At 76.6% G+C, this 26060-nt stretch carries 24 protein-coding genes, 2 pseudogenes and 1 riboswitch; of the genes and pseudogenes, 15 read left to right on the top strand and 11 right to left on the bottom strand.

All coding sequences use genetic code 11. From position 1 onward, the window contains the following. Positions 1 to 71: 71 nt before the first annotated feature. The 3 genes from ACI784_RS12750 to ACI784_RS12760 are packed head-to-tail and all read right to left on the bottom strand — an operon-like array spanning position 72 to position 2602. Positions 72 to 692, bottom strand: coding sequence for a precorrin-8X methylmutase (locus tag ACI784_RS12750; RefSeq protein ID WP_456921447.1), 621 nt, complete (start codon positions 690 to 692; stop codon positions 72 to 74). Continuing rightward, positions 692 to 1855, bottom strand: a complete 1164-nt coding sequence (gene cobG / locus ACI784_RS12755) for a precorrin-3B synthase (RefSeq protein WP_457013731.1) — start codon at positions 1853 to 1855, stop codon at positions 692 to 694. Before cobG ends, ACI784_RS12750 begins: the two co-directional genes overlap by 1 nt. A gap of 36 nt (positions 1856 to 1891) precedes the next feature. After that, positions 1892 to 2602: a DUF4383 domain-containing protein gene (locus ACI784_RS12760; RefSeq protein ID WP_456921450.1), complete on the bottom strand. Its 711-nt coding sequence runs from the start codon at positions 2600 to 2602 to the stop codon at positions 1892 to 1894. A gap of 121 nt (positions 2603 to 2723) precedes the next feature. On the opposite strand from ACI784_RS12760, the gene ACI784_RS12765 reads away from it, so the two are divergent. From ACI784_RS12765 to ACI784_RS12775, 3 genes and pseudogenes are all read left to right on the top strand, one after another. Further along, the gene (locus tag ACI784_RS12765; RefSeq protein ID WP_457013732.1) at positions 2724 to 3053 is read left to right on the top strand and encodes a tetratricopeptide repeat protein; all 330 of its coding nucleotides are present in this window, start codon (positions 2724 to 2726) and stop codon (positions 3051 to 3053) included. A gap of 72 nt (positions 3054 to 3125) precedes the next feature. Further along, a pseudogene (locus ACI784_RS12770) lies at positions 3126 to 3785 on the top strand (TIGR04222 domain-containing membrane protein); the annotation flags it as partial. 11 nt (positions 3786 to 3796) lie between these two features. After that, positions 3797 to 3952: pseudogene (locus ACI784_RS12775) on the top strand (YunG family protein); the annotation flags it as partial. Between the two features lie 239 nt (positions 3953 to 4191). Here the strand turns inward: ACI784_RS12775 and ACI784_RS12780 are convergent. The 3 genes from ACI784_RS12780 to ACI784_RS12790 are packed head-to-tail and all read right to left on the bottom strand — an operon-like array spanning position 4192 to position 6082. Further along, positions 4192 to 4920: a methyltransferase domain-containing protein gene (locus ACI784_RS12780; protein ID WP_457013733.1), complete on the bottom strand. Its 729-nt coding sequence runs from the start codon at positions 4918 to 4920 to the stop codon at positions 4192 to 4194. Next, on the bottom strand, positions 4917 to 5378 hold the full coding sequence (locus tag ACI784_RS12785; RefSeq protein WP_457013734.1) for a nitroreductase/quinone reductase family protein: 462 nt from the start codon (positions 5376 to 5378) through the stop codon (positions 4917 to 4919). Before ACI784_RS12785 ends, ACI784_RS12780 begins: the two co-directional genes overlap by 4 nt. Further along, on the bottom strand, positions 5375 to 6082 hold the full coding sequence (locus ACI784_RS12790; protein ID WP_457013735.1) for a hemerythrin domain-containing protein: 708 nt from the start codon (positions 6080 to 6082) through the stop codon (positions 5375 to 5377). Before ACI784_RS12790 ends, ACI784_RS12785 begins: the two co-directional genes overlap by 4 nt. A gap of 60 nt (positions 6083 to 6142) precedes the next feature. Here ACI784_RS12790 and ACI784_RS12795 point away from each other — a divergent pair, with 60 nt between their 5' ends. Further along, positions 6143 to 6772: a TetR/AcrR family transcriptional regulator gene (locus tag ACI784_RS12795; RefSeq protein WP_457013736.1), complete on the top strand. Its 630-nt coding sequence runs from the start codon at positions 6143 to 6145 to the stop codon at positions 6770 to 6772. A gap of 75 nt (positions 6773 to 6847) precedes the next feature. Next, a riboswitch (cobalamin riboswitch) is annotated at positions 6848 to 6912 on the top strand. 55 nt (positions 6913 to 6967) lie between these two features. Continuing rightward, a complete protein-coding gene (gene cobN / locus ACI784_RS12800; protein WP_457013737.1) occupies positions 6968 to 10573 on the top strand; it encodes a cobaltochelatase subunit CobN in 3606 nt (1201 codons plus the stop codon). 358 nt (positions 10574 to 10931) lie between these two features. On the opposite strand, the gene ACI784_RS12805 is transcribed toward cobN, so the two are convergent. From ACI784_RS12805 to ACI784_RS12815, 3 genes are read right to left on the bottom strand one after another with little or no spacing between them, the layout of a single operon-like run. After that, positions 10932 to 11690: an adenosylcobinamide-GDP ribazoletransferase gene (locus ACI784_RS12805; RefSeq protein WP_457013738.1), complete on the bottom strand. Its 759-nt coding sequence runs from the start codon at positions 11688 to 11690 to the stop codon at positions 10932 to 10934. Beyond that, positions 11687 to 12208, bottom strand: a complete 522-nt coding sequence (gene cobU / locus ACI784_RS12810) for a bifunctional adenosylcobinamide kinase/adenosylcobinamide-phosphate guanylyltransferase (RefSeq protein WP_456921459.1) — start codon at positions 12206 to 12208, stop codon at positions 11687 to 11689. Before cobU ends, ACI784_RS12805 begins: the two co-directional genes overlap by 4 nt. Before the next feature lie 28 nt (positions 12209 to 12236). Further along, complete coding sequence (locus tag ACI784_RS12815) at positions 12237 to 12788, bottom strand: histidine phosphatase family protein (RefSeq protein ID WP_457013739.1); 552 nt, start codon at positions 12786 to 12788, stop codon at positions 12237 to 12239. A 141-nt stretch (positions 12789 to 12929) separates the two neighbouring features. On the opposite strand from ACI784_RS12815, the gene ACI784_RS12820 reads away from it, so the two are divergent. Both ACI784_RS12820 and ACI784_RS12825 read left to right on the top strand, forming a co-directional pair. Then, positions 12930 to 13718: an oxidoreductase gene (locus ACI784_RS12820; protein ID WP_457013740.1), complete on the top strand. Its 789-nt coding sequence runs from the start codon at positions 12930 to 12932 to the stop codon at positions 13716 to 13718. Between the two features lie 75 nt (positions 13719 to 13793). Then, positions 13794 to 14762: an aldo/keto reductase gene (locus tag ACI784_RS12825; RefSeq protein WP_457013741.1), complete on the top strand. Its 969-nt coding sequence runs from the start codon at positions 13794 to 13796 to the stop codon at positions 14760 to 14762. Between the two features lie 17 nt (positions 14763 to 14779). On the opposite strand, the gene ACI784_RS12830 is transcribed toward ACI784_RS12825, so the two are convergent. Then, positions 14780 to 15628 carry an HAD family hydrolase gene (locus ACI784_RS12830; RefSeq protein WP_457013742.1) on the bottom strand — a complete coding sequence of 283 codons (849 nt, stop codon included), beginning with the start codon at positions 15626 to 15628 and terminating at the stop codon, positions 14780 to 14782. A 126-nt stretch (positions 15629 to 15754) separates the two neighbouring features. Between ACI784_RS12830 and ssd the strand changes: the two genes are divergently transcribed. From ssd to ACI784_RS12865, 7 genes are all read left to right on the top strand, one after another. Then, on the top strand, positions 15755 to 16852 hold the full coding sequence (gene ssd / locus ACI784_RS12835) for a septum site-determining protein Ssd (RefSeq protein WP_456921464.1): 1098 nt from the start codon (positions 15755 to 15757) through the stop codon (positions 16850 to 16852). Beyond that, positions 16849 to 18000 (top strand): TadA family conjugal transfer-associated ATPase, encoded by a 1152-nt coding sequence (locus tag ACI784_RS12840; protein WP_457013743.1) that lies wholly within the window; start codon positions 16849 to 16851, stop codon positions 17998 to 18000. The genes ssd and ACI784_RS12840 overlap by 4 nt, the downstream gene beginning before the upstream one ends. Next, positions 17997 to 18791: a type II secretion system F family protein gene (locus tag ACI784_RS12845; RefSeq protein WP_457013744.1), complete on the top strand. Its 795-nt coding sequence runs from the start codon at positions 17997 to 17999 to the stop codon at positions 18789 to 18791. The genes ACI784_RS12840 and ACI784_RS12845 overlap by 4 nt, the downstream gene beginning before the upstream one ends. Continuing rightward, positions 18788 to 19504 carry a type II secretion system F family protein gene (locus tag ACI784_RS12850; protein ID WP_457013745.1) on the top strand — a complete coding sequence of 239 codons (717 nt, stop codon included), beginning with the start codon at positions 18788 to 18790 and terminating at the stop codon, positions 19502 to 19504. Before ACI784_RS12845 ends, ACI784_RS12850 begins: the two co-directional genes overlap by 4 nt. 131 nt (positions 19505 to 19635) lie before the next feature. Beyond that, positions 19636 to 19911, top strand: a complete 276-nt coding sequence (locus ACI784_RS12855) for a DUF4244 domain-containing protein (protein ID WP_457013746.1) — start codon at positions 19636 to 19638, stop codon at positions 19909 to 19911. A 14-nt stretch (positions 19912 to 19925) separates the two neighbouring features. Beyond that, positions 19926 to 20342, top strand: a complete 417-nt coding sequence (locus ACI784_RS12860) for a TadE family type IV pilus minor pilin (RefSeq protein ID WP_457013747.1) — start codon at positions 19926 to 19928, stop codon at positions 20340 to 20342. Further along, entirely contained in the window at positions 20339 to 20722 is a 384-nt protein-coding gene (locus ACI784_RS12865) for an Rv3654c family TadE-like protein (RefSeq protein ID WP_457013748.1), read from the top strand. The genes ACI784_RS12860 and ACI784_RS12865 overlap by 4 nt, the downstream gene beginning before the upstream one ends. Positions 20723 to 20781: 59 nt before the next feature. Here the strand turns inward: ACI784_RS12865 and ACI784_RS12870 are convergent, their stop codons facing one another. Further along, complete coding sequence (locus ACI784_RS12870; protein ID WP_457013749.1) at positions 20782 to 23337, bottom strand: DEAD/DEAH box helicase; 2556 nt, start codon at positions 23335 to 23337, stop codon at positions 20782 to 20784. A gap of 427 nt (positions 23338 to 23764) precedes the next feature. Here ACI784_RS12870 and ACI784_RS12875 point away from each other — a divergent pair, with 427 nt between their 5' ends. Then, a complete protein-coding gene (locus ACI784_RS12875) occupies positions 23765 to 26026 on the top strand; it encodes a sodium-translocating pyrophosphatase (protein WP_456921472.1) in 2262 nt (753 codons plus the stop codon). Positions 26027 to 26060: the final 34 nt, after the last annotated feature.

Below are 26060 nucleotides of genomic sequence, written 5' to 3' on the forward strand. Positions count from 1 at the left end.
ATGCCCCCCGCTCCCGCCGGGCGCTCCGCTCCTCGCTCGTTCCTCGCTGCGATGCTCACGCCCCTGTCCGCTCACTCGTCGTCGCTCGCGATCGCGTTGACCGCCGCCGCCGTGATCGCGCTGCCCCCGCGCCGACCACGGACGACGAGGTGCTCCAGGTCGCCGGCCGCCAGCGCGTCCTTGGACTCCGCCGCGCCGATGAAGCCCACCGGGATGCCCAGGACGGCGGCCGGCCGCGGAGCGCCCGCGGCGACCATCTCCAGCAGGTGGAACAGCGCGGTGGGGGCGTTGCCGATCGCCACCACGGCGCCGTCGAGCCGGTCGCGCCACAGCTCCAGCGCCGCCGCCGTGCGGGTCGTGCCCAGCTCGGCCGCGAGCGCGGGCGTGCGCGGGTCGCCGAGCGTGCAGACGACCTCGTTGTCCTGCGGCAGCCGGCGGCGGGTGATGCCGGCGGCCACCATCTGCGCGTCGCAGAGCACCGGCGCCCCGGCGTCCAGCGCCTTCCGCGCCCGCGCCACGACGTCGGGGGAGTAGGCGAGGTCGGCGACGAGGTCGACCTGCCCGCAGGCGTGGATCATCCGCACCGCCACGCGGGCGAGGTCGTCGGGCAGGCCGGAGAGGTCGGCCTCGGCGCGGATCGTGGCGAACGAGCGCCGGTAGATCTCCGCGCCGTCCTTCTCGTACTCGTACATCAGGCCTTCCCGATCCGGTATCCGGTCCCTGTCGCCACCACGTCGACCACCTCACCGCGCGGGCGGCCGCAGCGGCGCTCGCAGCCGGCCCAGTGCTGGCGCGCGCCGCCGGCCGGCAGCGTGCCGGTGGCCACGGCCCGGACGGCGTCGGCCCGCACGTCGGCCAGCGACCGCGCGCAGCCGGGGCGCCCGGCGCAGGCGGTCACGCGGGTCCACGGGCTGTCCGCGTCGAACACCATCCCGGTGCGGTGCAGGTCGACCGCCGCGTCGTCGACGCGGTCCTCGGCGAGGTCCGGCACGACGACGCTGCGCCACGGGGTCAGCTGCACCTCGTCCGCGAGCCCGGCCAGCAGGTCGGCCTGGGTGGCACTCATCCGGCCGAGCGGGACGACGCCGACCAGCGCGATCCGCCCGTCGTCCTGCTCGAACCCGCCGACCGGCCCGCTGCCGGAGGCGCCCGGGATCGCGACCGGCGCGGTTCGAGGACGGGAGAGGCGGGCGGTCACGCGCTCGGGCCCGTCGTCGAGCTCGGCCAGCCGCCAGGCGGTGCCGCCCTGCGCGGCGCGCTCGTCGAGGAAGGCGGAGACGGCGGCCAAGGCCAGGGTGACGGCGTCCGTGGGGGAGGCGCGCAGGCCGCTGTCGGTCCCGGCGAGGGTCAGCGCGACCTCGTCCGACGCGAGGGCGAGCAGCCCGACGTCCCCACCGAGGCCGGCGACGTCGCCGCGGCCGTCGTCGAGCGTGGCGAGGAACCGGCCGGGCAGCGCGGCGGTGGCGGGGTCGGCGCGCAGCCCGGCGTCCAGCGCCGCCACCCACGGGCGGACGTCGAGGTGCCCGCCGGTGCGTCCGGTGAGCGCGCTGGCCAGGACGTTGCGGACCCGCTCGTGCGTCGCGCTGGGCAGCAGCCCGGCCACGGCCAGCCGGCTCCCGAGCTCCGCCCCGGCACCGTCGGCCAGCCCGCGCAGCTGCACGTTGCCGCGGCTGGTCAACTCCAGCGCGCCGTCGCCCAGGTCGCGGGCGGCGCGGGCCAGGACCCGCAGTTGACCGGCACCGAGCAGGCCGCCGGGGATCCGCACGCGCGCCAGCGCGCCGTCGGCGGCGGGGTGGGTCTGCAGTGCCCCCGGGCAGGCGTCGGCCCGGAGGCGGGGGGCGGGGGCGGCGGTCATGGCGCTGGCGAGGTTACGGCCCGCCCCCGGGTGGGCTCAGCGCAGTTCGCGCCCGCCGGGCTCGTCGAAGGACATCCAGACCCGCCGGCGGTCGGCCCGCGTGTGCACCCGGGCCATCGCCTCGACGCGGCGCCGCTGGTCGTCGGTGGCCACGCGCTGGACCACGGCGACCTCGGCGTCCCGCATCGCCCGCTCGGCGGCGAACTCCTCGGGAGTGGAGGGGTGCTCGTCGACGACGTCCTCCATCGGGTGCGGGTGGGCGTAGGGGCTGTCCTCGGGCAGGTGCCCGCCGATGCGGCCGTAGGCCCCGAGCACCAGCAGGAGGAGGCCGACGACGAAGGAGAAGGCGACGTTCTCGAACTCGAACGCGAGGATGTTGAACGACGTCCGCAGCACCGCCAGGTTGACCAGGCCGGAGAGCAGGAACAGCACCCCGACGACGATCATCACCGTCGAGGCGGTCCGTGGGCTGCGGGCCGCGGCGACGAGCAGGACGACCGCCACGACGACCGAGATGGTCGACAGCAGGCCGTTGGACGACAGGCCGAGGATGCGCTCGCCGTCGGTGGAGAAGAAGTCCAGGCCGCCGGCGAACCCGAGGATGCCGAAGACCAGCAGGAACAGCGCCACGACGACGGCGCCGGTGCGTTGCACGGCGAAGACGCGGGCGCCAGGGCCGGGACGGTCCTCGGTCGGGTGCTCGGTGCGGTGCTCCGTGCGGTGGGGGAGGTGCAGTCGCAGTGCCATGGGGGGCTCCGAGAGACGTGGGACGGTGCCCATTCTTCGCCTCCGGCGCGCCCGTGGATGCGGTCGGGCCCCGCTCGTCGTCCGCGGGAAGCCCGGGGGCGTGCGCGCCGTTGACCCCGGCATGAGCCGTCCGTTCGAGATCGACCTGCACTCCGAGTTCCTCCGCGCCGACCTGTTCCTCTCCATGGGGCAGCCGATCGAGGCCGCGAAGGTCCTGGCGCCCGTCGTCGAGGCGGAACCGGGCAACCAGGCGGCGCTCGAGCTGCTCGCGCGGGCCTACTTCGGCTCCGCGCAGCTCGGCCGCGCCGAGGAGACGCTGACCCGGCTGGTCGAGGCGGCCCCGGCCAACGGCTGGGCCCGGCGGGCGCTGGCACGCACGCTGGAGCGGCAGAGCCGCGGCGACGAGGCCGTCCCGCACCACCGGATGGCCGACGCCCTCGGCGCCGACTGACGCCTCGGGCACTGGCCGCGCCGGCCCGCTCCGTGCGACCGTCTCCTCCCGCGGCACGGGCGCCGCGCCGCGCGAGAGGACGCCGAGATGACCGGTGTGCGCACCCCCTCCGTCGCCCTCGACGTGTACGGGATCGCCTGGCTGGCCGGCGGGCCGCGCCGGGTCGTCGAGACCGCCGTCGTCGCGCTCGTCGAGAGCCGGCGCATGCGCGTCGGGCAGCCAGGCGGTGAGCTGCACGTCGTCGCGCACCGTCCCCGCCACCCGGTCGAGGCCGCGGTGCTGGACGCCGCCGGTCGCGGGCGCCGCTCGGTCGACGGCGTGTACTGGCGGGTGCGCTCCGACGGCCGCCTCGCGACGTTCGGGCGGCAGCTGGAGGACGCCGGCCTGCTGGTGCGCGGCGCCGGGGACCCCGCTGCCCGGCGGCGGCCCTGGACCCCCACCTGCACCCGGGCCGGGCGGCGCACGCTGCGGGAGGTCCGCCACGACCTGCCGGCCCGTCTCGTCGCCGGGGGGACGAGTGCCCTGCTCGTGGCGCTGTCCGGGCCGGGCGCGGTGCCCGACCGGGAGCTGCGCGCCGCGCTCGTCGAGCCGCCCCGCCCGGCGCTCCCCCCCGGTGGCGGGGAACGCGGGGCCGCCCGTTGCCGGGGTGCGCGGCGGCGGGCTGCACCTGGGCGCCGGCGGCGGCTTCGCCGGCTTCGGCGGCGGCGACTGCGGGTTCGGCGGAGGTGGTGACGGCGGCGGGGGTGGCTGCTGACCGTCGGTGGAACCGGCTGCCCGGGGGCGAGGAGGTCGATCTCACCCGCGAGCAGTTCGCGCCGGCCGAGCGGGTGCAGCAGCCGCGGGTCGTCGTCCGCCCTCCGGGCCTCCCGCGGCGCTGCGCCGAGCAGTACCCGCGGGTGCGGGCACGGGTGCCCGGCCCTCTCGGGGACGGGCCGCCCGTCAGCTCCTCGGGAGCTCGGCAGCAAGGTGACGTCCGGGTGGGAACGTCGCGCAGTCCCTCGGCATCCCGCCCTGGGGCCGACTCCTGCGGTGTCCCGCACTCTCTTGCGGTCATGCAGCACCGCCAGAGTGGGCAGAACACCGCAAGAGCACCCCACCGGGCCGGATCTCCCACGCACAGATCACCTTGCCGCCGCACTCAGCTCCTCGTGAGCCGCAGCAGGGAGCGGGCACCGCGCTGGAACTCGTACCCGACGTCGCCGACCTCCGCCGCGACGCCGGCCGTGGGGAGGTCGGCCAGCAGCCCGGCGAGCAGGTCGGGCAGCGGGCGGCCCGCCTGGTCGACCAGCGGGTAGACCCGCACCTGGCCGCGGCTGACCCTCGCGAGCTCCCGCAGGGCCGCGAGGTGGAACGCGGGGTCGAGGCGGTCGGCGTAGGTGAACAGCAGGTGGGAGGAGAGGACGAGGTCGAACGCGCCGTCGCGGAAAGGCAGCGCGGGCAGCGCCGCGCAGACGTACCGGCCGGGTGCGGCGGCGCGGTCGGCGGCGAAGGCCCGCGCCGCCTCCGCCCGCACCCGGGTGTGGCCGGCCGGACTCCCGTAGAAGTCCCAGACGTAGCGGTCCGCGTGCGCCTGCGCCCACGCCCGGCCCCGCTCCAGCTCGCCGGCCAGCCGGGCGGCGAGCGCGGCGGGTGGGGTGGCGTAGACGGGGTCGACGGCGACCGCGTCGACCCCGCGGGCGCGGGCGCCCGCGGTGAAGCCCGCGCCACCACCGGGGCAGTCGAGGACGCGGCCGGCGAGGTCGCCGTCGGCCAGGGCGAACATCGCCCGGTACTCCTCGAACGACCGGGCGCTGACCAGGTAGGCGCCGATGTCCTGCGCGCCGGGGCGCAGCGCCGGGTCCACGCCGGACGAGCCTGCCCCAGTCACCCGCGGGCGGCCACCTCCACCGGCCGGAGGCGGACGACGGCGATCTGCCGGCTCACCTTGGCCTGGTAGTCGTCGTACCCGCCGAACCGCAGGCGGGGCAGCAGCCGCCACAGCCGGTCCCGCTCGGCGCCCTCGGCCCGGGTCGCCACCACCGGGAACCGTCGTCCGGCCACCTCCACCTCGACGTGCGGGTCGGCCTGCAGGTTCAGCCACCACTGCGGCTCGCGGTCGATGCCCCCGTTGGAGGCGGCGACCACGAGGTCCGCGCCGTCGCGCACGTGCAGGACCGGGGTGGTGTAGGTGCGCCCCGACGTCCGCCCGCGGTGGGTGAGGAGCAGGACGTCCCCGCCGCGGAACCGGTTGCCCAGCCGGCCGCCGCTGCGCCGATTCAGCGCGACGTGCCACCGGGCCACGTACTTCGACACCACGGTGAGCACGCGGTCGGTCCCGGTGGTCATCGCGCGGTCCCGAAGACGCGGGCCTCACGGCGGTCGAACCGGCGGGCCATGAGCTTGGCGACCGCGAGGAGCACCGGTCCCGCACCGGGCATGCGGCGCAGCACCTCGTCCGGCAGGCCCGAGGCCACCCAGCCGGCGACGGCGGGCACCTCGCGCGGCGAGTAGTCCTTCGCGAACACCTCGCGGTCCAGCCGCTCCCAGTCCGCCTGCGTGAGGTGCTGCTGCACCAGGGCCATCCCGTCGCGCTCCTCGTGCGCGAGGTGTGCCGTCAAGGCGTCGCGCAGCTGCGCGGTGGTGCCGGCGAGGCGGTCGCGGGTGGCCGCGTCCCCGGTGCCGCCGGCCAGCGACCGCAGGTCTGCGGCGGCCGAGGCGAGCAGCGGGTCGATGACCGCGTGCTCGGCCTCGAGCGCGTCGAGGACGCTGCGGTCGGCGCCGCGCTCGGCGAGCAGCGGCCACAGCCCGACGTCCTCGCCGTGGTGGTGCTTGTGCAGCACGGTCGCGAAGAAGTCGAAGCGGCGACGGACCAGGCCCCACCGCTGCCGGTCGTCGACGGCCACGGCCGGCACGACGTCGGCGAAGGCGGCGAGGTCCCGCCGGAACGCCCGGTGCATGAGGTACATGGGCGCGATGTCGACCGGCCCCTCGGGAGCGGCGGCCTGGCCGGGCAGGACCAGCTGGGTCAGGGGCGGGACGGTGGCGGTCACGATCACTCTTCATTGAGTAGATGCAGACTCTAACGAATGACGCGATGCTAGGGTGAAAACGTGACGGAGGGCAAGAGGGTCTACCGGTCGCCGCTGCGGGCCGAGCAGGCGCAGCGCACACGGGCGGCGGTGCTCGACGCCGCGGGTTCCTGCTTCCTCCGGCAGGGCTACGCCGCGACGACGATGAAGGACGTCGCCGCCGCCGCCGGGGTGTCGGTGCAGACGGTCTTCGGCGTCGGGAGCAAGGCGTCCCTGCTGCTGGCCTGCGTCGACCGGGCGGTGGTCGGGGACGACCAGGAGATACCGCTGGCCCAGCGGGACCTGTTCGTCCGTCTGCTGTCGGCGCCGGACCGCGCCGGCAAGCTCGCCGCCGCCCGGGAGATGGCGGGCCACTACGTGCCGCAGACCGTCCCGATGATCCGGGTCTTCGCCGACGCGGCCGCCGGCGACGCCGAGATCGGCACGGCGTGGGCCGAGTACGAGCGCCGGCGGCTGCAGGACGACCGGGCGCTGATCGCCTCCTTCGAGCCGTGGCTGCGCGCCGGGCTCGACGTCGACCGGGCCGCCGACGTCTTCTGGGGCGTGTTCTCCCACGCGCCGGCCGTCGCGCTCATCTGGGAGCGGGGCTGGACCGTCGAGGAGTACGCGGACTTCCTGGTCGACGCCGTCGAGCGGTTGCTGCTGGACTGACGTGACCGCGCCAGCCGCACCCTGACGGCGCGCCGGACGGCGGCGGGTAGCGTCCCGGCATCACGGCAGCGCAGCGAGGAAGCCGGTGCGAGTCCGGCGCGGTCCCGCCACTGTGAACCCCTCGGGGGAGCCAGACACTCGGCGCTGCCCGTGCCCGACGACCCGGGGCGCGGACCCCGAGTGAGGACCTGCCCGGTGTTCACCCTGCTCTCGACCAGCGACACCGACCTGCTCTCCGCCCGCGCGAGCGGCGCCGGCTGGCGGCTGGGCAACCCCGCCCGCCTGGACGCCGACGGGGTCGCGGCCCTGGTCGAGGGCGCGCAGCTGGTCGTCCTCCGGCTGCTCGGCGTGCGCCGCCAGTTCGAGGAGCTGCTCGCACCGCTGCTGGCCGGCCCGGCACCGGTCGTCGTCCTCGGCGGTGAGCAGCTGCCCGACGCCGAGCTGATGGCGCTGTCCACCGTGCCGATGGGCGTGGCCACCGAGGCGCACGGCTACCTGGCGCAGGGCGGCCCGGGCAACCTCGTCCAGCTGCACCGCTTCCTCTCCGACACCGTGCTGCTCACCGGCGAGGGGTTCGAGCCGCCGTCGGTCGCGCCCGACTGGGGTCTGCTGGAGAGGCCGTCCCGCGGGGAGGGCCCGACGGTCGCCGTCCTCTACTACCGGGCGCACCACCTCTCGGGGAACACCGCGTTCGTCGAGTCGCTGTGCGCCGCGATCGAGGACGCCGGGGGCCGGGCGCTGCCGGTGTTCACCTCGACGCTGCGCTCGGTGGAGCCCGAGCTGCTGGAGACGCTGCGCGGCGCGGACGCCCTCGTGGTCACCGTGCTCGCCGCCGGCGGCTCGCGGCCGGCGACCGCCTCCGCGGGCGGCGACGACGGCGCGTGGGACGTCGGCGCGCTGGCCGCCCTCGACGTGCCCGTGCTCCAGGGGCTGTGCCTGACCTCGAGCCGCGCCGACTGGCTGGCCAGCGACGACGGGCTCTCCCCGCTCGACGTCGGCAACCAGGTGGCCATCCCCGAGTTCGACGGCCGGCTGATCAGCGTGCCGTTCTCCTTCAAGGAGACCGACGCCGACGGGCTGACCACCTACGTCGCCGACCCCGAGCGGGCCGCCCGCGTGGCCGGGACGGCGGTCGCCCACGCGCGACTGCGGCACGTGCCGCCCGCCGACCGCCGCATCGTCGTGATGCTGTCGGCCTACCCGACCAAGCACGCGCGGATCGGCAACGCCGTCGGGCTGGACACCCCGGCGTCCGTCGTCCGCCTGCTGGCCGCGCTGTCCGGTGCCGGCTACGACATCGGCCCGTTCGAGGGGCCCGGCGCGCTGCCCGGCGTGGCCGACCTGGACGGCGACGCCCTGGTGCACGCGCTGATCGCCGCCGGCGGGCAGGACGCGGACTGGTTGACCGCCGAGCAGCTGTCGGGCAACCCGGTGCGCATCCCGGCGGCGGACTACCGGGCGTACTTCGACACGCTCCCGGCCGACCTGCGCGACGCGATGGTGCGGCACTGGGGGCAGCCACCGGGCGGGCTCTTCGTGGACGGCGACGAGATCGTCTTCGCCGCGCTGCGGGCGGGCAACGTCGTGGTGATGGTCCAGCCCCCGCGCGGCTTCGGGGAGAACCCGATCGCCATCTACCACGACCCGGACCTGCCGCCGTCCCACCACTACCTGGCCGCCTACCGGTGGCTGCGGTCGGAGTTCGGGGCGCACGCGCTGGTGCACGTCGGCAAGCACGGCAACATGGAGTGGCTGCCCGGCAAGACCGTCGGGCTGTCGGCCTCCTGCGCGCCGGACGCCGCGATCGGCGACCTGCCGCTGGTCTACCCGTTCCTGGTCAACGACCCGGGCGAGGGCTCGCAGGCCAAGCGCCGGGCGCACGCCACGCTGGTCGACCACATGGTGCCGCCGATGGCCCGCGCGGAGACCTACGGCGACATCGCCCGGCTGGAGCAACTGCTCGACGAGCACGCCAACGTCGCGGCGATGGACCCGGCCAAGCTGCCTGCCGTCCGGGCGCAGATCTGGACGCTGCTGCAGGCGGCCCGCCTCGACTCCGACCTCGGGCTCACCGAGCGGCCGGAGGACGACCACTTCGACGAGATGATCCTGCACGTCGACGGGTGGCTCTGTGAGATCAAGGACTCCCAGATCCGCGACGGGCTGCACGTCCTCGGCAGCCCGCCGGCCGGCGCCGACCGCGTGGACCTCGTGCTGGCGATGCTGCGGGCCCGGCAGATCTGGGGCGGCGCGGTCGCGCTGCCCGGGCTGCGGGAGGCGCTCGGCCTGGCCGAGGGCGCCTCGCGCGCCGACACCGACGCGGTGGAGTCGCTCGCGGCCGCCCTGGTCTCCGGCATGGAGTCCCGCGGCTGGACGGCGGACGCGGTCGCGCCCGTCGTCGAGGAGGTCCTGGGCCGGGCCGACGCGCAGGTGGCCGCCGTCCTCCGGTTCGCCGTCGAGGAGGTGGTGCCCCGGCTGGAGCGCACCACCGACGAGCTGGACGCCGTCCTCCACGCGCTGGACGGCGGGTACGTGCCCGCGGGGCCGTCGGGCTCGCCGCTGCGGGGGCTGGTCAACGTGCTGCCGACCGGCCGCAACTTCTACTCCGTCGACCCGCGCGCGATCCCGTCGCGGCTGGCCTGGGAGACCGGGCAGGCGATGGCCGAGTCGCTGGTCGAGCGGTACCGCGCCGACACCGGGTCCTGGCCCCGCTCGGTCGGGCTGTCGGTGTGGGGCACCTCGGCGATGCGCACCTCGGGGGACGACGTCGGGGAGGTTCTCGCGCTGCTCGGCGTCCGCCCGGTGTGGGACGACGCGTCACGGCGGGTGACGGGGCTGGAGCCGGTGCCCCTCGACGAGCTCGGCCGGCCGCGGATCGACGTCACGGTGCGGATCTCCGGCTTCTTCCGCGACGCCTTCCCGCACGTCGTGACCATGCTGGACGACGCGGTGACGCTGGTGGCCGCGCTGGACGAGCCCGCGGACGAGAACTTCGTGCGGGCGCACGTCGAGGCAGACGTCGCCGCCCACGGCGACCGCCGGCGGGCCACTGCGCGGGTGTTCGGCTCCAAGCCCGGCGCCTACGGGGCGGGGCTGCTGCCGCTGATCGACTCGCGCAACTGGCGGGGCGACGCCGACCTCGCCGAGGTCTACGCGGTGTGGGGTGGCTACGCCTACGGCCACGGGCTGGACGGCGTCGCCGCCCGGCCGGACATGGAGTCGGCCTACCGGCGCATCGCGGTGGCGGCGAAGAACGTCGACACGCGCGAGCACGACATCGCCGACTCCGACGACTACTTCCAGTACCACGGCGGGATGGTCGCGACCGTCCGCGCGCTGACCGGGCGGGCGCCGGCCGCCTACATCGGGGACTCCACCCGGCCGGAGTCGGTGCGCACCCGCTCGCTGACCGAGGAGACCGCCCGGGTGTTCCGCGCCCGCGTCGTGAACCCCCGGTGGCTGGCCGCGATGCGCCGGCACGGCTACAAGGGCGCGTTCGAGCTGGCCGCGACCGTCGACTACCTGTTCGGCTACGACGCCACGACCGGGGTGGTCGCCGACTGGATGTACGAGAAGCTGGCCCAGACCTACGTGCTGGACCCGGAGAACCGGGAGTTCCTGGAGCGGGCCAACCCGTGGGCGCTGCACGGCATCGCGGAGCGGCTTCTGGAGGCGGCCGACCGGCAGCTGTGGGCCGAGCCCGACCCGGCGCTGCTGGCCGACCTGCAGCAGGCCTACCTCGACACCGAGGGTGACCTGGAGGGCGGCGAGACCCCGGCTCAGCAGGGCGTCGGCGGCTGAACCCGCGCATCACCGCGGGCCGTGCCGGGTAGTCCTCCGGCATGAGCATCCTCGGACGACTGATGGGCACGGCAGAGAACACTGCCCGCACCGCGGCTCGCGGGGGTCGGGCCACCGGCCGCGGTGCGGCCGCACGCGGCACGGTACGTGGCACGGGCCGCGCGACCACCGGCCGCGGCATGGGCCGGAGCACTCCCCGGGCGACCGGCCGGGGCCGGCCGACGACCGCCGCCTCCGGCGGGCTGCGGGGGCTGGTGGGCGGTCTGCTGGGCCGACGCTGAACAAGGACCCCCTTTCTCCCCGCCCTTCGCGAGCCCTTCGCGAGCTCAGGGCGGTGCCCTGGGAAGGGGGCCGCGCCTCAGGCGAGGACGGCCGCGGCCACCAGCAGGGTGACCGCGGCCGTCACCTCCGCCATCGCGCCCATGACGTCGCCGGTGACGCCGCCCAGGCGGGCCCGCGCCCGGCGCAGGAGGAGTTCGGCCGCGACCAGGCCGGCCAGGGCACTGCCGATCAGCGCGCCGGCGAGCGGCCAGTTCCCGCCGGCCAGCGCGGCCAGTACCGCGGATGACGCGACCAGGGCCGCGGCCCACCACCCCCACGAGACGGTGCCGGCGACCGACCGGCCGAGTGAGGAGCCCTCGGCGGCCGGCACGCCGGGTAGCCCGGTGCGGGTCATCGCCAGCCGGGCGGCCAGCACCGCGGTCCACAGCGCCGTCCACCCGCCGTCGGTGGCCAGCAGCGCGGCCGCCGCGGCCACCTGCAGCAGCACGGTCAGCACCAGCGTGACGACACCGAACGGTCCGACGTCCCCCTGGTGCATGACGGCCAGCGCCCGCTCGCGCCCCCGCAGCGGACCCAGGCCGTCGGCGGTGTCGGCCAGCCCGTCCAGGTGCAGGCCGCGGGTCAGTGCGGCCAGGACCGTGACCGCCAGCACCGCCCCGGTCAGCGGCGAGACCAGCCGGGTGCCGGCGACGGCGACCCCGGTGGCGACCCCGCCCAGCAGGAGGCCGACCAGCGGTGCCCAGGGCAGGACGCCGCGCGTGCTCGCCGCCACCTGCGCCGGGATCCGCACGACGGTGAGCAGCGCCAGCGACTCGAACGGGCCGGTCCACCTCATCGCAGCCGCTGGGGCAGGCCGGCCACCACGAACCACACCTCGTCGGCGGTGCCGGCCAGCCGCTGGTTGACCGACCCGAGGGTGTCGCGGAACAGCCGGCCCGAGCGGGTCTCGGGCACCACACCCAGCCCCACCTCGTCGGAGACCGCCACCACGTGCGCCGGCGTCATGGCCCAGGCGTTCACCAGCGCGTCGCAGCGGGCGGCCAGCCGCTCGGCCGCACCGGGCTCGTCCCGCCACACCCCGGTCTCGTCCATGAGGGCGGCCACCCACGTGGTGACGCTGTCCACCAGCACCGACCCGCGCCGCAGCAGGTCGCTGGGGGCCGTCGTCTCCACCGTCGTCCACCCGGCCGGCCGCCGGGACCGGTGGGCGGCCACCCGTTGCGCCCACTCGGCGTCGTCCGGGACCGGGGGAGAGGTGGCCAGGTAGGTGACCTCCGCCGCGCCGGCCACCAGCGACTCGGCGTGCGCGGACTTGCCCGAGCGGGCACCGCCCAGCACCAGCACCTTGCTCATCCGGGCTCCGTCGGCGCGGGCCGCCCGGTCACAGCAGGAGCTCGAGCCGGGTCACCGTGCCGTTGTGCGGCGTGATCGAGGGCAGCGCGTCGGCCCCCAGGCCGGCGGCCACGGCCTGGGCGGCCCGGATCGTGTCGCCGTGCGTCACCAGGGCGATCACCTCGGCGGGCGGTTCGGCGGCGAGGTGCTTGAGGAACGCGCCCACCCGCGCGTGCAGCTCGTCGAGGCTCTCCCCGCCCTCGGCGGCCCAGTGCGGGTCGGTCCAGTCGACGACCTCCCACAGCTCGCGGGACGGCCGGCCCTCCAGCACCCCGTAGCCCTGCTCGCGCAGCGCGGGCGTGGTGGTGAACGGCAGACCGGTGGCGCCGGCGCAGTGCTCGGCGGTCTGGACCGCCCGGTGCAGGTCGCTGGAGATCAGCGCACCCGGGTGCAGGCCGGCCAGCTCCCGGGCCGCCGCGGCGGCCTGCGCGTGCCCGAGCTCGGTCAGGGGCACGTGCGCCGTCTGACCCTGCATCAGTCCGGCGGCGTTCCACTCGCTCTGTCCGTGGCGGACGAGGAGGAGGGTCAGCGGCTGGGCCATGGTGGGAGGCACTGTAGCCAGCCGTGCGCGGGATCCCGGACGCTCCCTCGTACCGTCGACCCGGTGGGCGTGCCGGTGGGCCCGTCCGCGCCCCGAGCAGCGTTGGTCACGGGACCGACGAGCATCACCCAGGAGGACTCCGTGACCATCCCCGTCCGCCCCGGCGCCTCCCGGCCCGTCGCCCGCCCCTCCGGCCCCGATCCGCTGGCCCCGCTCCTGGAGCTGCCGGGCGTGCGGGAGGCCGCCGACGTCGCGCGGGCGGGGATCGACCGGCTGCTGCGGCACCGGCTGATGCGGAACCGGTCGGCGGAGGTGAGCACCGAGTCGGCGCTGCGCGGCGCCCGCGCCTCGGCCGCCCTCGAGGGCGTCGACGTCCCGCTCGCCGACCTGCGCGCCGGGCAGGTGGACGACCCCGTGGTCCAGGGCTCGCTGCGGACCTCGGTCGCGCTCGGCTCGATGCAGGACACCTGGTCGCGCGCCCCCGGCCAGGTGCTGGCGCGGCTGCACGTGCTGGCCGCCGCCGACCTCGCCGACCGCGCCGGGCTCGGCCGGCCCGCCCCGCACGCCGGCCCCCGCCTGAGCGGACTGTTCGCGCTGGTGACGGGAACCTCCACGGTGCCGGCCGTCCTGGTCGCCGCGGTCGTCCACGGTGAGCTGGCGGCACTCGCCCCGTTCGGCACCGCCGACGGCGTGGTGGCCCGCGCCGCCGCCCGGCTGACCGGGATCACCCGCGGCCTGGACCCCAAGGCCGTGTCGGTGCCCGAGGTCGGGTTCGTGGAGCTCGGCCGTGACGAGTACGCCCGAGCCGTGGCGGGCTACGCCTCGGGGCGGCCCGAGGGGGTGGCGGCCTGGCTCGTGCACTGCTGCCGGGCCACCGAGCACGGCGCCATGGAGGGGCTGGCGATCGCCGAGAGCATGCTGCGCGGCTGACGGGGGCTGACCGGCTCGTCCCCGCGACCGGCCGCCCGCCTGCGCCGTCCTGTGGTGGCGGCGAGACTGGACGGCGTGCGCACCCTCGACGTGGACGGGCTCGGCGCGGTCAGCCGCGTGGGCCTCGGGACCTGGCAGTTCGGCTCGCGCGAGTGGGGGTACGGCGACGCGTACGCCTCCGGTGAGGCCGCGGCGATCGTGCGGCGGGCCCGCGAGCTCGGCATCACGCTGTTCGACACCGCGGAGGTCTACGGCTTCGGCCGCAGCGAGCGGATCCTGGGGGACGCGCTCGGAGCGGAGCGGGCCGGCGTCGTCGTCGCGACGAAGGTCTTCCCCGTCGCCCCGTTCCCGCCGGTGGTCCGCAACCGGCTGGCCGGCAGCGCCCGCCGGCTGGGGCTGCACCGCGTGCCGCTCTACCAGGTGCACCAGCCCAACCCGCTGGTCCCCGACTCGGTGATCATGCCCGGGATGCGGGAGTTGCTCGACGCCGGACGCATCGGCGCCGTCGGCGTCTCCAACTACTCGCTGCAGCGCTGGCAGGCGGCCGACGCCGCGCTGGGCCGCCCGGTGGTCAGCAACCAGGTGCACTTCTCCCTGGCCGCGCCCTGCGCGCTCGAGGACCTCGTCCCGTTCGCCGAGCGGGAGAACCGCATGGTGATGGCCTACAGCCCGCTGGCACAGGGACTGCTCGGCGGCCGCTACGGCGTCGAGAACCGGCCCGGGGGCGTGCGGGCGGCCAACCCGCTGTTCGGCACGGAGAACCTGCGCCGGGCCGAGCCGCTGCTCGGCGTCCTCCGCGAGGTCGCCGCGGCCCACGACGTCGCGCCCGCGCAGATCGCGCTGGCGTGGCTGATGGCCCTGCCGCGGGTCGTGGTGATCCCCGGCGCGTCGAGCGTCGCGCAGGTGGAGGCGAACGCCGCCGCCGCGGAGATCACCCTCCGGCCCGACGAGCAGGCGGCGCTCACCGCGGAGGCGCGGGCGTTCACCCCCGTGTCCGCCGCACAGACCCTGCTCGAGCGCGTGCGGGAGCGGCTGCCGTTCTGAGCCCGCGGGGCGCCTGCTCAGGCGCCGCGACGGCGCCGGCGACCCAGCAGCGGTGACGGGGCGGCGGGGCGGGCGGTGGCCTCGCGCAGCAGCCGTCGCCGGGCGTACCAGGCCAGCCCGACCACCGCGGCGCCCACGCTCATGGCGGCACCGGTCACCACCGGCGTCGTGGGCACCGGGAAGCGCGACCGCATCGAGACCGGGCGGCTGAACTCCAGCACGGGCCACCCGCGTTCCGCCGCGGCCTTGCGCAGGGCGCGGTCGGGGTTCACCGCGGTGGGGTGCCCGACCTCCGACAGCATCGGCAGGTCGGTGACCGAGTCGCTGTAGGCGTAGCAGTCGGCCAGGTCGTAGCCGTTCTCCGCGGCGACCTCCCGGACGGCTACCGCCTTGTTCTCGCCGTAGGCGTAGAAGTCGATCTCGCCGGTGTAGCGACCGTCGACGGTGACCATCCGGGTGGCCACCACCCGGTCTGCCCCCAACATCTGCCCGATCGGCTCCACCATCTCCGCGCCGCTGCTGGAGACGATGACGATCTCCCGGCCGGCAGCCCGGTGCTCTTCGATCAGGTCGGCGGCCTCGGCGTAGACCAGCGGGTCGACGATCTCGTGGATGGTCTCCCGGACGATCTCGTGCACCGTGGCGACGTCCCAACCGGTGCACATCTGGGTGATCTGGGCCCGCATGCGCTCCATCTGCTGGGCGTCGGCGCCGGAGAGGGAGAAGACGAACTGGGCGTAGGCGCCCTTGAGCACCGCCCGCCGGTTGATCAGCCCGCCCTGGAAGAACGGACGGCCGAACGCCAGGGTGCTGGACTTGGCGATGACCGTCTTGTCCAGGTCGAAGAACGCCGCTGCGCGGGTCACGGTTCACGACTGTAAGTGGACCGGCTGACGGTGACGGGGATCGCGCGCCGTCCACACCCCTTCGGGTCATCCACAGATCCCGCCGGCACCTCCCGCACCCCGGAGCCCTCCGCTGGGCTCGGCGGCGTGACCGCCCTCCGCGCCCTGCCCGCCCGCCCCCTCGTCGTCAGCACCGACGAGGCGCTCCTCGACGACCTGCTGCGCCTGCTGGCCGCGGCCGGCGCCGAGCCGGAGGTCGCCACCGGCGGCCCGGCGCTGCGGCGGGCGCACCGGGAGGCGCCGCTGGTCGTCCTCGGCGCCGACGCGCTCGCCGCGGGCCCGGTGCGGGCCCTGCCCCGCCGCCCCGGCGTCGTCGTCGTGGCTCCCGGTGAGCCGCCGGCGGCCACGTGGGCGGCCGCGGTGGAGCTCGGTGCCGAGCGGGTGGCGGTGCTGCCCGACGACGAGAGCTGGTTGCTGTCGCGGATGGCGTCGGCCCTGCGCCGGCCGGTCGACCGCGGCTGCCTGGTCGCGGTCGGGGGCAGCTGCGGCGGAGCGGGCGCGAGCACGGTCGCGGCCGCGCTGGCGCTCACCGTGGCCTCCGGCTCCGACGGCGCGCTGCTGGTCGATGCCGACGGCTGGGGCGGCGGTGTCGACCTCCTCCTCGGTGCCGAGCGTGCCGAGGGGCTGCGCTGGCCGGAGCTCGCCGGCCTCCGGGGCCGCGTGGCGGGCGACGCGCTCATGTCCGCCCTCCCCGAGGTGGAGGGAGTCTCGGTGCTGGCGGCCTCCCGCGAGTCACCGGGCGAGGTCCCGGCCGAGGCGCTGGCGGCGGTCGTCGAGGGCGTCCGCGCCGGCGGGTGGCCGGTGGTGGTCGACCTCGCGCGGGGGGTGCGGCCGGAGACGGCCGAGACGGTGCTCGCCGAGGCCGATCTGGCGGTGCTGCTGGTGCCGGCCCGGCTGCGGGCGGCCTCGGCGGCGCGCCTGCTGGTCGAGCACGGTCCCGGCGGACGGCCGTCCCCCTGGTCGGCGGTACGCCTGGTGGTGCGCCGGGTGACCGGCGGCCTGTCGGCCGGCGAGGTCGCAGACGTCGTGGGGCGGCCCGTCCTGGCCGAGCTCGCCGCCGACCGCGGCGCCGTTCCGCGCGGGGAGCGGGGCGAGCCGCCCCTGGTGACGGCGCGCTCACCGCTGGGTGCTCTCGCCCGCCGGGTGCTGGCCGAGCTGCCGCGGCAGGCGGGGGTGGCGGCGTGAGCGGGGGAGCGCTGGTCGACCGCGTCCGGGCCCGGCTGGCGCTGGAACCGGGGGCCCCCACGCGCGCGACGGTCGCGGCTCTGGTGCGGGAGGAGTCCGGCGGCCTGCTCGGTGACGACGACGTGCTGCGCGCGGTCCGCGAGGCGGTGGACGAGCTCGCCGGCGCGGGGCCGCTCGAGCCGCTGCTGCGGGCGCCCGGGGTCACCGACGTGCTGGTCAACGGCCCCGGCGAGGTGTGGGTGGACCGTGGCGGCGGGCTCGAGCGGTCCGACGTGCGGTTCCCCGACGAGGACGCCGTCCGCCGGCTGGCCGTCCGGCTCGCCGCCGCCGCGGGCCGCCGGCTGGACGACGCCGCCCCCTGGGTGGACGTCGGCCTGCCCGACGGCACCCGGCTGCACGCGGTCCTGCCGCCGGTGTCCGGCAGCGGGACCTGCCTGTCGCTGCGGGTCCTGCGGCGGGCGTCGCTGACCTTCACCGACCTCGCCGCCCGCGGGACGTTCCCCGGGCGGTCCGCCGGCCTGCTGCGCGCGCTGGTCGCCGGGCGGCTGGCCTTCCTGGTCACCGGCGGCACCGGGTCGGGGAAGACCACCCTGCTGTCGGGGCTGCTCGGCCTCGTCCCGACGGCCGAGCGCCTCGTGCTCTGCGAGGACGCTCCTGAGCTCCGGCCGGCCCACCCGCACGTCGTCCGGCTGGCCACGCGGCCGCCCAACGTCGAGGCGGTCGGAGAGGTCACGCTGCGCGACCTCGTCCGGCAGGCGCTGCGGATGCGCCCGGACCGGCTGGTCGTCGGCGAGGTGCGCGGCGCCGAGGTCACCGACCTGCTGGCCGCGCTCAACACCGGTCACGAGGGCAGTTCCGGGACCCTGCACGCCAACCGCCCGGCCGAGGTGCCGGCCCGGCTGGAGGCGCTCGGCGTCGCCGCGGGCCTGGACCGGCTGGCGGTGCACAGCCAGACCGCCGCTGCGCTCGCCGCCGTGGTCCACCTGCGCCGCACGTCGTCGGGCCGGCACGTGGCGGAGATCGGCGTGGTCCGCCGGGCCGGCGACCTCGTCGTCGTCGAGGCCGGCTGGCGTGCCGACGGCGGGCCGTGCCCGGGCGCCGAGCGGCTGGAGGAGCTCCTGGGGCGGGCGGGCGGGCTCCCGCGGTGACCGGCTCGGTGCTCCTGCTCGGGGCCGCACTGCTCCTGTGGCCGGGGAGCGCCGCGGTGCGGCGGGCGAGGCGGGTCGCCGCCACCGGTCCGCGGGCGCGCCTCCCGACCACGGGGGCGTCGCTGCCCCGGCCGGCGCTGTGGGGTGCCACGGCCGCCGCCGGGGCGGCCCTGCTGAGCACCCCGCTGGTGGCCGTCCTGGCCGGGGCGGTTGCGACGCTGGGTGCCCGGGCCGTCGACCGCCGCCGCGCGGGCGTCCAGGAGGAGCTGCGGCTGACCGCGCTCGCCGAGGCGCTGGCCGCCCTGGCGGCCGAGCTGCGCAGCGGGCGGTCCCTGACGGAGGCCACGACGGCGGCCGTGGCCGCCTGCGCGGACGAGGAGAGCGGGCAGGCGCTGGCGCGGGCGGTCGTGGGGGCGGATGCTGCCGGTCGGCAGGAGCCGGCCGGCACGGAGGTCGGGCACGCGCTGCACCGCGTGTCGGCGGCTGCCGCCCTGAGCCGGCGTACGGGGTGCTCGCTGGCGGCGGTGCTCGGCGCGGTCGAGGACGACCTGCGCGCCCGCTCCCGCCAGCGGCGGGACCTCCGTTCGGCCACCGCCGGGCCCCGGGCCAGCGCCGCCCTCCTGGCCGGGCTGCCCCTGCTCGCCCTGGCCATGGGCAGCGGCATCGGCGCCGACCCCTGGCGGGTGCTGACGACCACTCCCACCGGGCAGCTGCTGCTCGTCCTCGGGGTGGTCCTCGAGGGGGCCGGTCTGGCGTGGTCGGCCCGCCTGGTGCGGCGGGCGGTCCGGTGAGCGCGCTCGTCGCGGCCCTGCTCGCGGCTGCGCTGCTGGTCGGGTCGCCCCGACGGCCCGGTGCGGCGGCCCGGGTGCGGGCGCTGTCCACCGACCGGGCCCGGCCGTCACGCCGCGGCGGTGCCGGTGCCCGGCGCTCCTGGCTGCTGGCCGGCGGAGCGGGAACGGCGGCCGGCCTGCTCGTGGGCGGCCTGCCCGGCGTCGCCGTGGCCGTGGCCGTCGCGGTGCTGGCCGAGCATCTCCTGCGCCGCGCTGCCGGGCGGTTCGAACGGGCGGGACCGGCCCTCGCCGGCGATCTCCCGGTCGCCTGCGACCTCCTCGCCGTCTGCCTGGCGGCCGGACTGCCCCTGGCCGGTGCCCTCGCGGCGGTGGCCTCGACGCTGCCTGCGCCGCTCGGGCCCGCGCTGCACGAGGTGGCCGCGCTGCACCGGCTGGGCGCGTCACCACAGCGGGCCTGGGCCGACGCCCCCGCAGAGCTGGCGGCCCTGGGCCGGGTGCTGGTCAGGGCGGGGGAGTCGGGCTCGGCGGTGGTGCCCGCCCTGCGAACGCTCGCCTCCGACACCCGCGCGGAGGCACGCAGCCGCGCCGACACGGCCGTGCGCCAGGCCGGGGTGTGGGTGCTCGCGCCGCTGGGCGCCTGCTTCCTGCCGGCCTTCGTCTGCCTCGGAGTGACGCCCCTCGTGCTCGGCATCGCCGCGGACGTCTTCGGGTGAGCCGGGTCCGCCGTCGTCCACAGCCGGCACCGCGGTCCACAGATCGCCGCCGTCGCTGGGAGGGGCCCGCGTGCGCTGCGAGCGTCGACGCAGCGGTCCGGACGGCGGACCGCACGACGGAGGAGGTCCTCGTGAGCGAGAGTCCGGCAGCACGTCCCGTCCCGGCGGAGCAGGGTGGGGAGGAGGCGGAGCGCCCCGCCGAGGGCACGCCCCTCAGGCGTGGGTTGAGGGCGCGCTGGAGCCGCGTCCGCGCGACCGGGGACGCCGGCATGAGCACCGCCGAGTACGCCGTCGGCACCGTCGCGGCCTGCGCCTTCGCCGCCGTTCTGTACCGGGTGGTGACCGGCGGCTCGGTCGTCGACGCGCTCGGGGAGCTGGTCTCCTCGGCGCTGGCCACGCTGTCCTGACCGTGCCCGCCCCGGTGAGTTACCGGCGCCGCGCGGCCAGGCTGCGCTCGGTGGGGCGCCGCGAGGCGGGCATGGTCACCGCCGAGACCGCCGTCGTCCTGCCCGTGCTGCTGTTCGTCCTCGCCGGGGCGGTGGCGGCTGTGACGGTCGTGGGAGCCCAGCTGCGGTGCGTCGACGCCGCCCGCGAGGGAGCCCGTGCCGCGGCCCGGGGCGAGGACGCCGCGGTGGTGGTCGCCCTGGCCGCCCGCGCTGCTCCCACCGGCGCCCGGACCACCATCGCCTCCGACGGGCCCGCGGTGGCGGTCACCGTGGCGGCGGAAGTGGCACCGCTCGGGCCCGTTCCGTTCCGGGTGCGGGTCTCGGCCACGGCCGTGGCCCAGCGCGAGCCGGACGGCGAGGGAACGACGGCGGCCTCCGGCGGGAGCGGGTGAGCGCCGGCACCCGGCCGGCCGGGGAACGCGGCTCGGCGACCGTGTGGGTGGTCGCGCTCGCGGGGGTCCTCGCCGCCGTCGGGGTCGCGGCCGTCCTGGTGGGCACGGCCGTGGTGGGCCGGCACCGCGCGACGGGGGCGGCGGACCTGGCCGCTCTGGCCGCGGCCGAGCAGGCCGTCCGTGGCCGGTCCGACGCCTGCGCGGTGGCCGCCCGGGTGGCGGAGGCCAACGCGGCGCGGCTGACCGGTTGTGCGGTGGACGGCGCCGCCGTGGTCGACGTCTCCGTCACCGCCCCGGTGCGCCTGGGCCCGATCGGGGTCCGGGAGGCCACCGCCCGCGCGCGGGCCGGGCCGGTCTCGTCCGTCCCAGCGCCGCCGTGAGGAGGGTCGCAGGCAGGGGCGCCGCGCTCCCAGGCTGCCGCCGGAGGACGGCCGTCGGGTCAGAAGACCAGGTCGTCCCCACCGGCGGCCGGGGGCGCCTCATGCGTCGCGTGCGGCGTGGCAGCGGCCGGTTCCGGGGCGTCCGGTTCGGCCGGAGCCGAGGGCGACGGGAGTCCCCGCTCCTCCTCGGCCAGCGGTCTCGCGGCGTGCGTCTGGACCTCGGCGGCCACGGGGTGCTCACCCCTGTCCTCGGCGGCGGCCAGCTCGTCGAGGACGACGTCGAGCACGCGCACCGCGCCGTCCTTGTCCAGCGGGTCGTTGCCGTTGCCGCACTTGGGCGACTGGACGCAGGAGGGGCAACCGCTCTCGCACTCGCAGCTGGCGACGGTGGCGCGGGTGGCCTGCAGCCACCGCCGCAGCGTGGCGAAGCCGCGCTCGGCGAAGCCGGCACCGCCGGGGTGGCCGTCGTAGACGACGATCGTGGCCGCGCCGGTGTCGGGGTGCAGCGCGGTGGAGACGCCGCCGAGGTCCCAGCGGTCGCAGGTGGCGAGGAGCGGGAGGATCCCGATCGCGGCGTGCTCCGCGGCGTGCAGGGACCCGGGCAGGCCGACCTCGTCCACCTCGGCGCGCGCCACGGCCTGCTCGTCGAGGGTCAGCCACACCGCCCGCGTGCGCAGCTGGCGGGCGGGCAGGTCGAGGGGGAACTCCGCCAGCACCTCGCCGGTCCCGAGCCGGCGGCGCTGGTAGGCCACCACCTGGTTGGTCACGTCCACGACCCCGGTGTGCGCGGTCACCGCCCCCAGGTGCCACGAGCGGTCGGTGGACACCACCGCCAGGTCGGTGACGTCGCGGGCGACGGTGGTCCACTCGGGGCTCTCGGCGTGCACCACCGCGGTGGCGTCCTCGACGGAGAACTCGTCCACGACGTAGGTCTCGCCCCGGTGCACGTACAGGGCGCCGGCGTGCACCGTCGCGTGCGCCGCGTCCCCGTCGACGGTGCCGAGCAACCGGCCGGTCGCGCCCTCGATGATCGTGACGGGTTCCAGGCCGCTGCCCCTGATGTCGACGTCGGGCCGGCCGCGGCCGGCCCAGTACCAGCCGGTCGGGCGCCGCCGGAGCAGGCCCTCGGCGACCAGCTCCTCGACTCGTGCCTCGGCGGCCGGCCCGCCGAAGTCCGCGAGGTCGGCGGGGACGAGCGGCAGCTCCGCGGCGGCGCAGCACAGCTGGGGTCCGAGCACGTAGGGGTTGGTCGGGTCGGTGACCGTGGCCTCCACCGGCCGGCCGAACACCGCCCGCGGGTGGTGGGCCAGGTAGTGGTCCAGCGGGTCGTCGCGGGCGACGAAGACCACCAGAGACTCCCGCTGCGCCCGCCCCGCGCGGCCGGCCTGCTGCCACAGCGAGGCCAGGGTGCCCGGGTAACCGGCCAGGACGACGGCGTCGAGCCCGGCGATGTCGATGCCCAGCTCCAGGGCATTGGTCGTGGCCACGCCCAGCAGTTCCCCGCTGGACAGCGCGCGCTCCAGCTCCCGCCGCTCTTCCGGCAGGTAGCCGCCCCGGTAGGAGTCGACGCGGCGGGCGAGGTCGCCGCGACCGCGGTCCCGCAGGATGTGGCGGGCCTGGTCGGCGACGGACTCGGCGCTGCGGCGGGACCGCACGAAGGCCAGGGTGCGCGCATCCCGCGCCACCAGGTCGGCCAGCAGGGTCGCGGCGTCGGCCGCCGCCGATCGGCGCAGCGGGGCGCCGTGCTCGCCGGTGCGCTCGGTCAGCGGGGGTTCCCACAGCGCGAAGGTGGCGCCCGGCCGGGGCGAGCCGTCCTCGGTCACCGCGGTCACCGGGGCGCCGACCAGCCGGCCGGCGGCAGCGGCCGGCTCCGCGACGGTCGCCGAGGCCAGCACGAACACCGGCTCCGCGCCGTAGCGCCGGCAGATCCTCCGCAGGCGCCGGAGGACGTGACCGACGTGCGAGCCGAAGACCCCGCGGTAGGAGTGGCACTCGTCGACGACCACGTAGGCCAGCCGGCGCAGGGTGCTCGACCACTTCTGGTGGGCCGGCAGCACGCCGCGGTGGAGCATGTCCGGGTTGGTGACGATCCAGCGCGAGTGCCGCCGGACCCACTCCCGCTCCTCCATGGGGGTGTCCCCGTCGTAGGCGGCCGGCCGCACGGAGGGGTCGGCCAGCGCGGCGACGGAGGAGAGCTGGTCACGGGCCAGCGCCTTGGTGGGCGCGAGGTACAGGACGCAGGCGCGGGGGTCCTCGGCCAGCCGGGTCAGCGCCGCCAGCTGGTAGGCCAGCGACTTCCCGGAGGCGGTGCCGGTGGCCACCACCACGTGCCGGCCGTCGTGGGCGAGCTGCGCGGCCTCCACCTGGTGCCGGTAGGGAGCGCTCACCCCCTGCGCCTCCAGGCGCTCCCGGAGCTGCGACCCCACCCACTCCGGCCACGGCCGGGTGTCGCTCTCCCGCACCGGCATCCGGTGGACGTGGGTGACCGGCTGTTCCTCCTCCGGCGTCCCGGCGAGGAGCGCGGCCAGCAGGTCCGCGCCGGGCAGGACCCCACCCCCTGGACCGGGGTCCGTGCCGGGAGGGGGAGCCGACCGGACCGGGTGGAGCGTGGTCACGCGTTCTCCTCGCTGGCGCTCGTCGTCCGCGCGCCCAACGGTGCTCTGCCTCTGGGCGACCTCGCGAGCTCGGTCACCGGTTCTCCTCGCTGGCGCTCGTCGTCCGCGCGCCCAACGGTGCTCTGCCTCTGGGTGACCTCGCGAGCTCGGTCACCGGTTCTCCTCGCTGGCGCTCGTCGTCCGCGCGCCCAACGGTGCTGTTCCTCTGGGTGACCTCGCGAGCTCGGTCACCCCTCCACTGTCACACCTGCGGGCAACCCCGTCCCGTCCGCGGCAGCGGATCGTCGAGCCACCGATACGGCTTGTGATCTCCCTTACACTCACGCGGCGCCCAGGACGTGCGGAGCCCCCGCCCGTACTGGACGGGACCTCCGCCGACCGGAGCGCAGGTGAGCCCCGGGGGCAGCCGACCGCTTGGAGGAAACACATGCCGGACAGCGCACTCTCCGGCGGGGACGTCGTCCTGGTGACGATCGTCCTCGCCATCTCGATCGCCGCCCTCGCCTTCGCCGCCTACCTCGTCCGCGCCGTCATGGCGGCCGACCAGGGCACGGTGACGATGCGCGACATCGCGAAGGCGGTGCAGGAGGGTGCGGCGGCGTACCTGCGCAGACAGTTCCGCACCCTCGCGGTCTTCGCCGTCATCGTCTTCCTGGTCCTTCTCGTGCTGCCCGTCCACGAGGGCGGGTGGGGCACCCGGCTCGGGCGCGCACTGTTCTTCCTCGTCGGTGCCCTGTTCTCCGCCATGGTCGGGTTCATCGGCATGACCCTGGCCACCCGCGGGAACGTCCGCGTCGCGGCGGCCGCGCGCACGGGCGGCTACCGGCCGGCCTTCCGCATCGCGTACCGGACCGGGGGCGTCTGCGGGATGATCACCGTCGGTCTCGGCCTCTTCGGCGCGGCCCTCGCGCTGTTGCTGTTCGACGAGACCGCCCCGGTGGTCCTCGAGGGCTTCGGCTTCGGCGGCGCGCTGCTGGCGATGTTCATGCGTGTCGGTGGCGGCATCTTCACCAAGGCCGCTGACGTGGGCGCCGACCTCGTGGGCAAGGTCGAGGCCGGCATCCCCGAGGACGACCCCCGCAACGCCGCGACCATCGCCGACAACGTGGGCGACAACGTCGGCGACTGCGCCGGCATGGCCGCCGACCTCTTCGAGTCCTACGCGGTCACCCTGGTCGCGGCGCTGATCCTCGGTCAGGTCTTCTTCGGCGCCGTCGGCATGGTCTTCCCGCTGACCGTCGCCGCCATCGGGGTCATCGCCTCGGTCGTCGGCATCCTGGCCAGCAACCCCGGCAAGGGCGACGCGAACGGCCTGGCCCCGATCAACCGCGGCTTCTTCACCTCCGCCGTCGTCTCGCTCGTGCTGGTCGCCGCCGCCTCCTTCACCGTGCTGCCCAGCGTCGCGGACGTGCCCGACAGCGTGATCAGCCCGCAGGTCCTGGGCTTCGTGTCGGTGCTGATCGGCATCGTCCTCGCCGGCGCCATCCAGCTGCTGACCGGCTACTTCACCGAGACCAGCCGCAAGCCGGTCAAGGACGTCGGGCGCAGCTCGTTGACCGGCCCGGCGACGGTCATCCTCTCCGGCATCTCCCTGGGCCTGGAGTCGGCCGTCTACGCCGCGCTGCTGATCGGCGGCGCCGTCTACGGCGCGTTCCTCGTCGGTGGCGGCGCTGCCCTCTACGCCGTCGCGCTGGCCGGCTGCGGGCTGCTGACCACGGCCGGCGTGATCGTCTCGATGGACACCTTCGGCCCGGTCAGCGACAACGCGCAGGGCATCGCCGAGATGTCCGGCGACATCGACGAGGAGGGGGCCCGGGTGCTCACCGACCTCGACGCGGTCGGGAACACCACCAAGGCCATCACCAAGGGCATCGCGATCGCCACCGCGGTACTCGCCGCCACGGCGCTGTTCGGCTCCTACAACGCGCAGATCGGCGTGGCGCTGGAGGAGGCCGGCGACACCCTCGGGAGCGCCTTCAGCCTGGTGAACCCGAACAACATCGTCGGCGCCCTCCTCGGTGCGGCAGTCGTCTTCTTCTTCTCCGGGCTGGCGATCAGTGCCGTGTCCCGTGCCGCTGGGCGCGTGGTGTTCGAGGTGCGCGAGCAGTTCCGCACCCGCCCCGGGATCATGGACTTCACCGAGCGGCCCGACTACAGCCGCGTCGTCGACATCTGCACCAAGGACAGCCTCCGCGAGCTGGCGACCCCCGGGCTGCTCGCCGTGCTGGCGCCCGTGGCGGTGGGCTTCGGGCTCGGGTTCGGGCCGCTGGCGGCCTACCTGGTGGGCGCGATCGCCGCGGGCACGCTGATGGCGGTGTTCCTCGCCAACTCCGGCGGCGCCTGGGACAACGCGAAGAAGATGGTGGAGGACGGCGCCTACGGCGGGAAGGGCAGCGAGGCCCACGCCGCGACGGTCATCGGCGACACCGTCGGCGACCCGTTCAAGGACACCGCCGGGCCGGCGATCAACCCGCTGATCAAGGTCATGAACCTGGTGGCGCTGCTCATCGCCCCGGCCGTCGTCGGCATGTCGGTGGGGGAGGACCAGAACACGACGCTCCGGCTGGTCATCGCCCTCGTCGCCGCGGCGATCATCGTCGGCGCGGTCGTGGTGTCCAAGCGCCGGTCGGTCGTCGTCGGCGGGGCGGCCAACGCCTCCGCCAACTCGCTCACCGTCTCCGCTCCCTGACCGCACGCCGGGATCCTCCGGTCCGGCGCCTGCC

The organism is Geodermatophilus sp. SYSU D01186 (assembly GCF_054050215.1).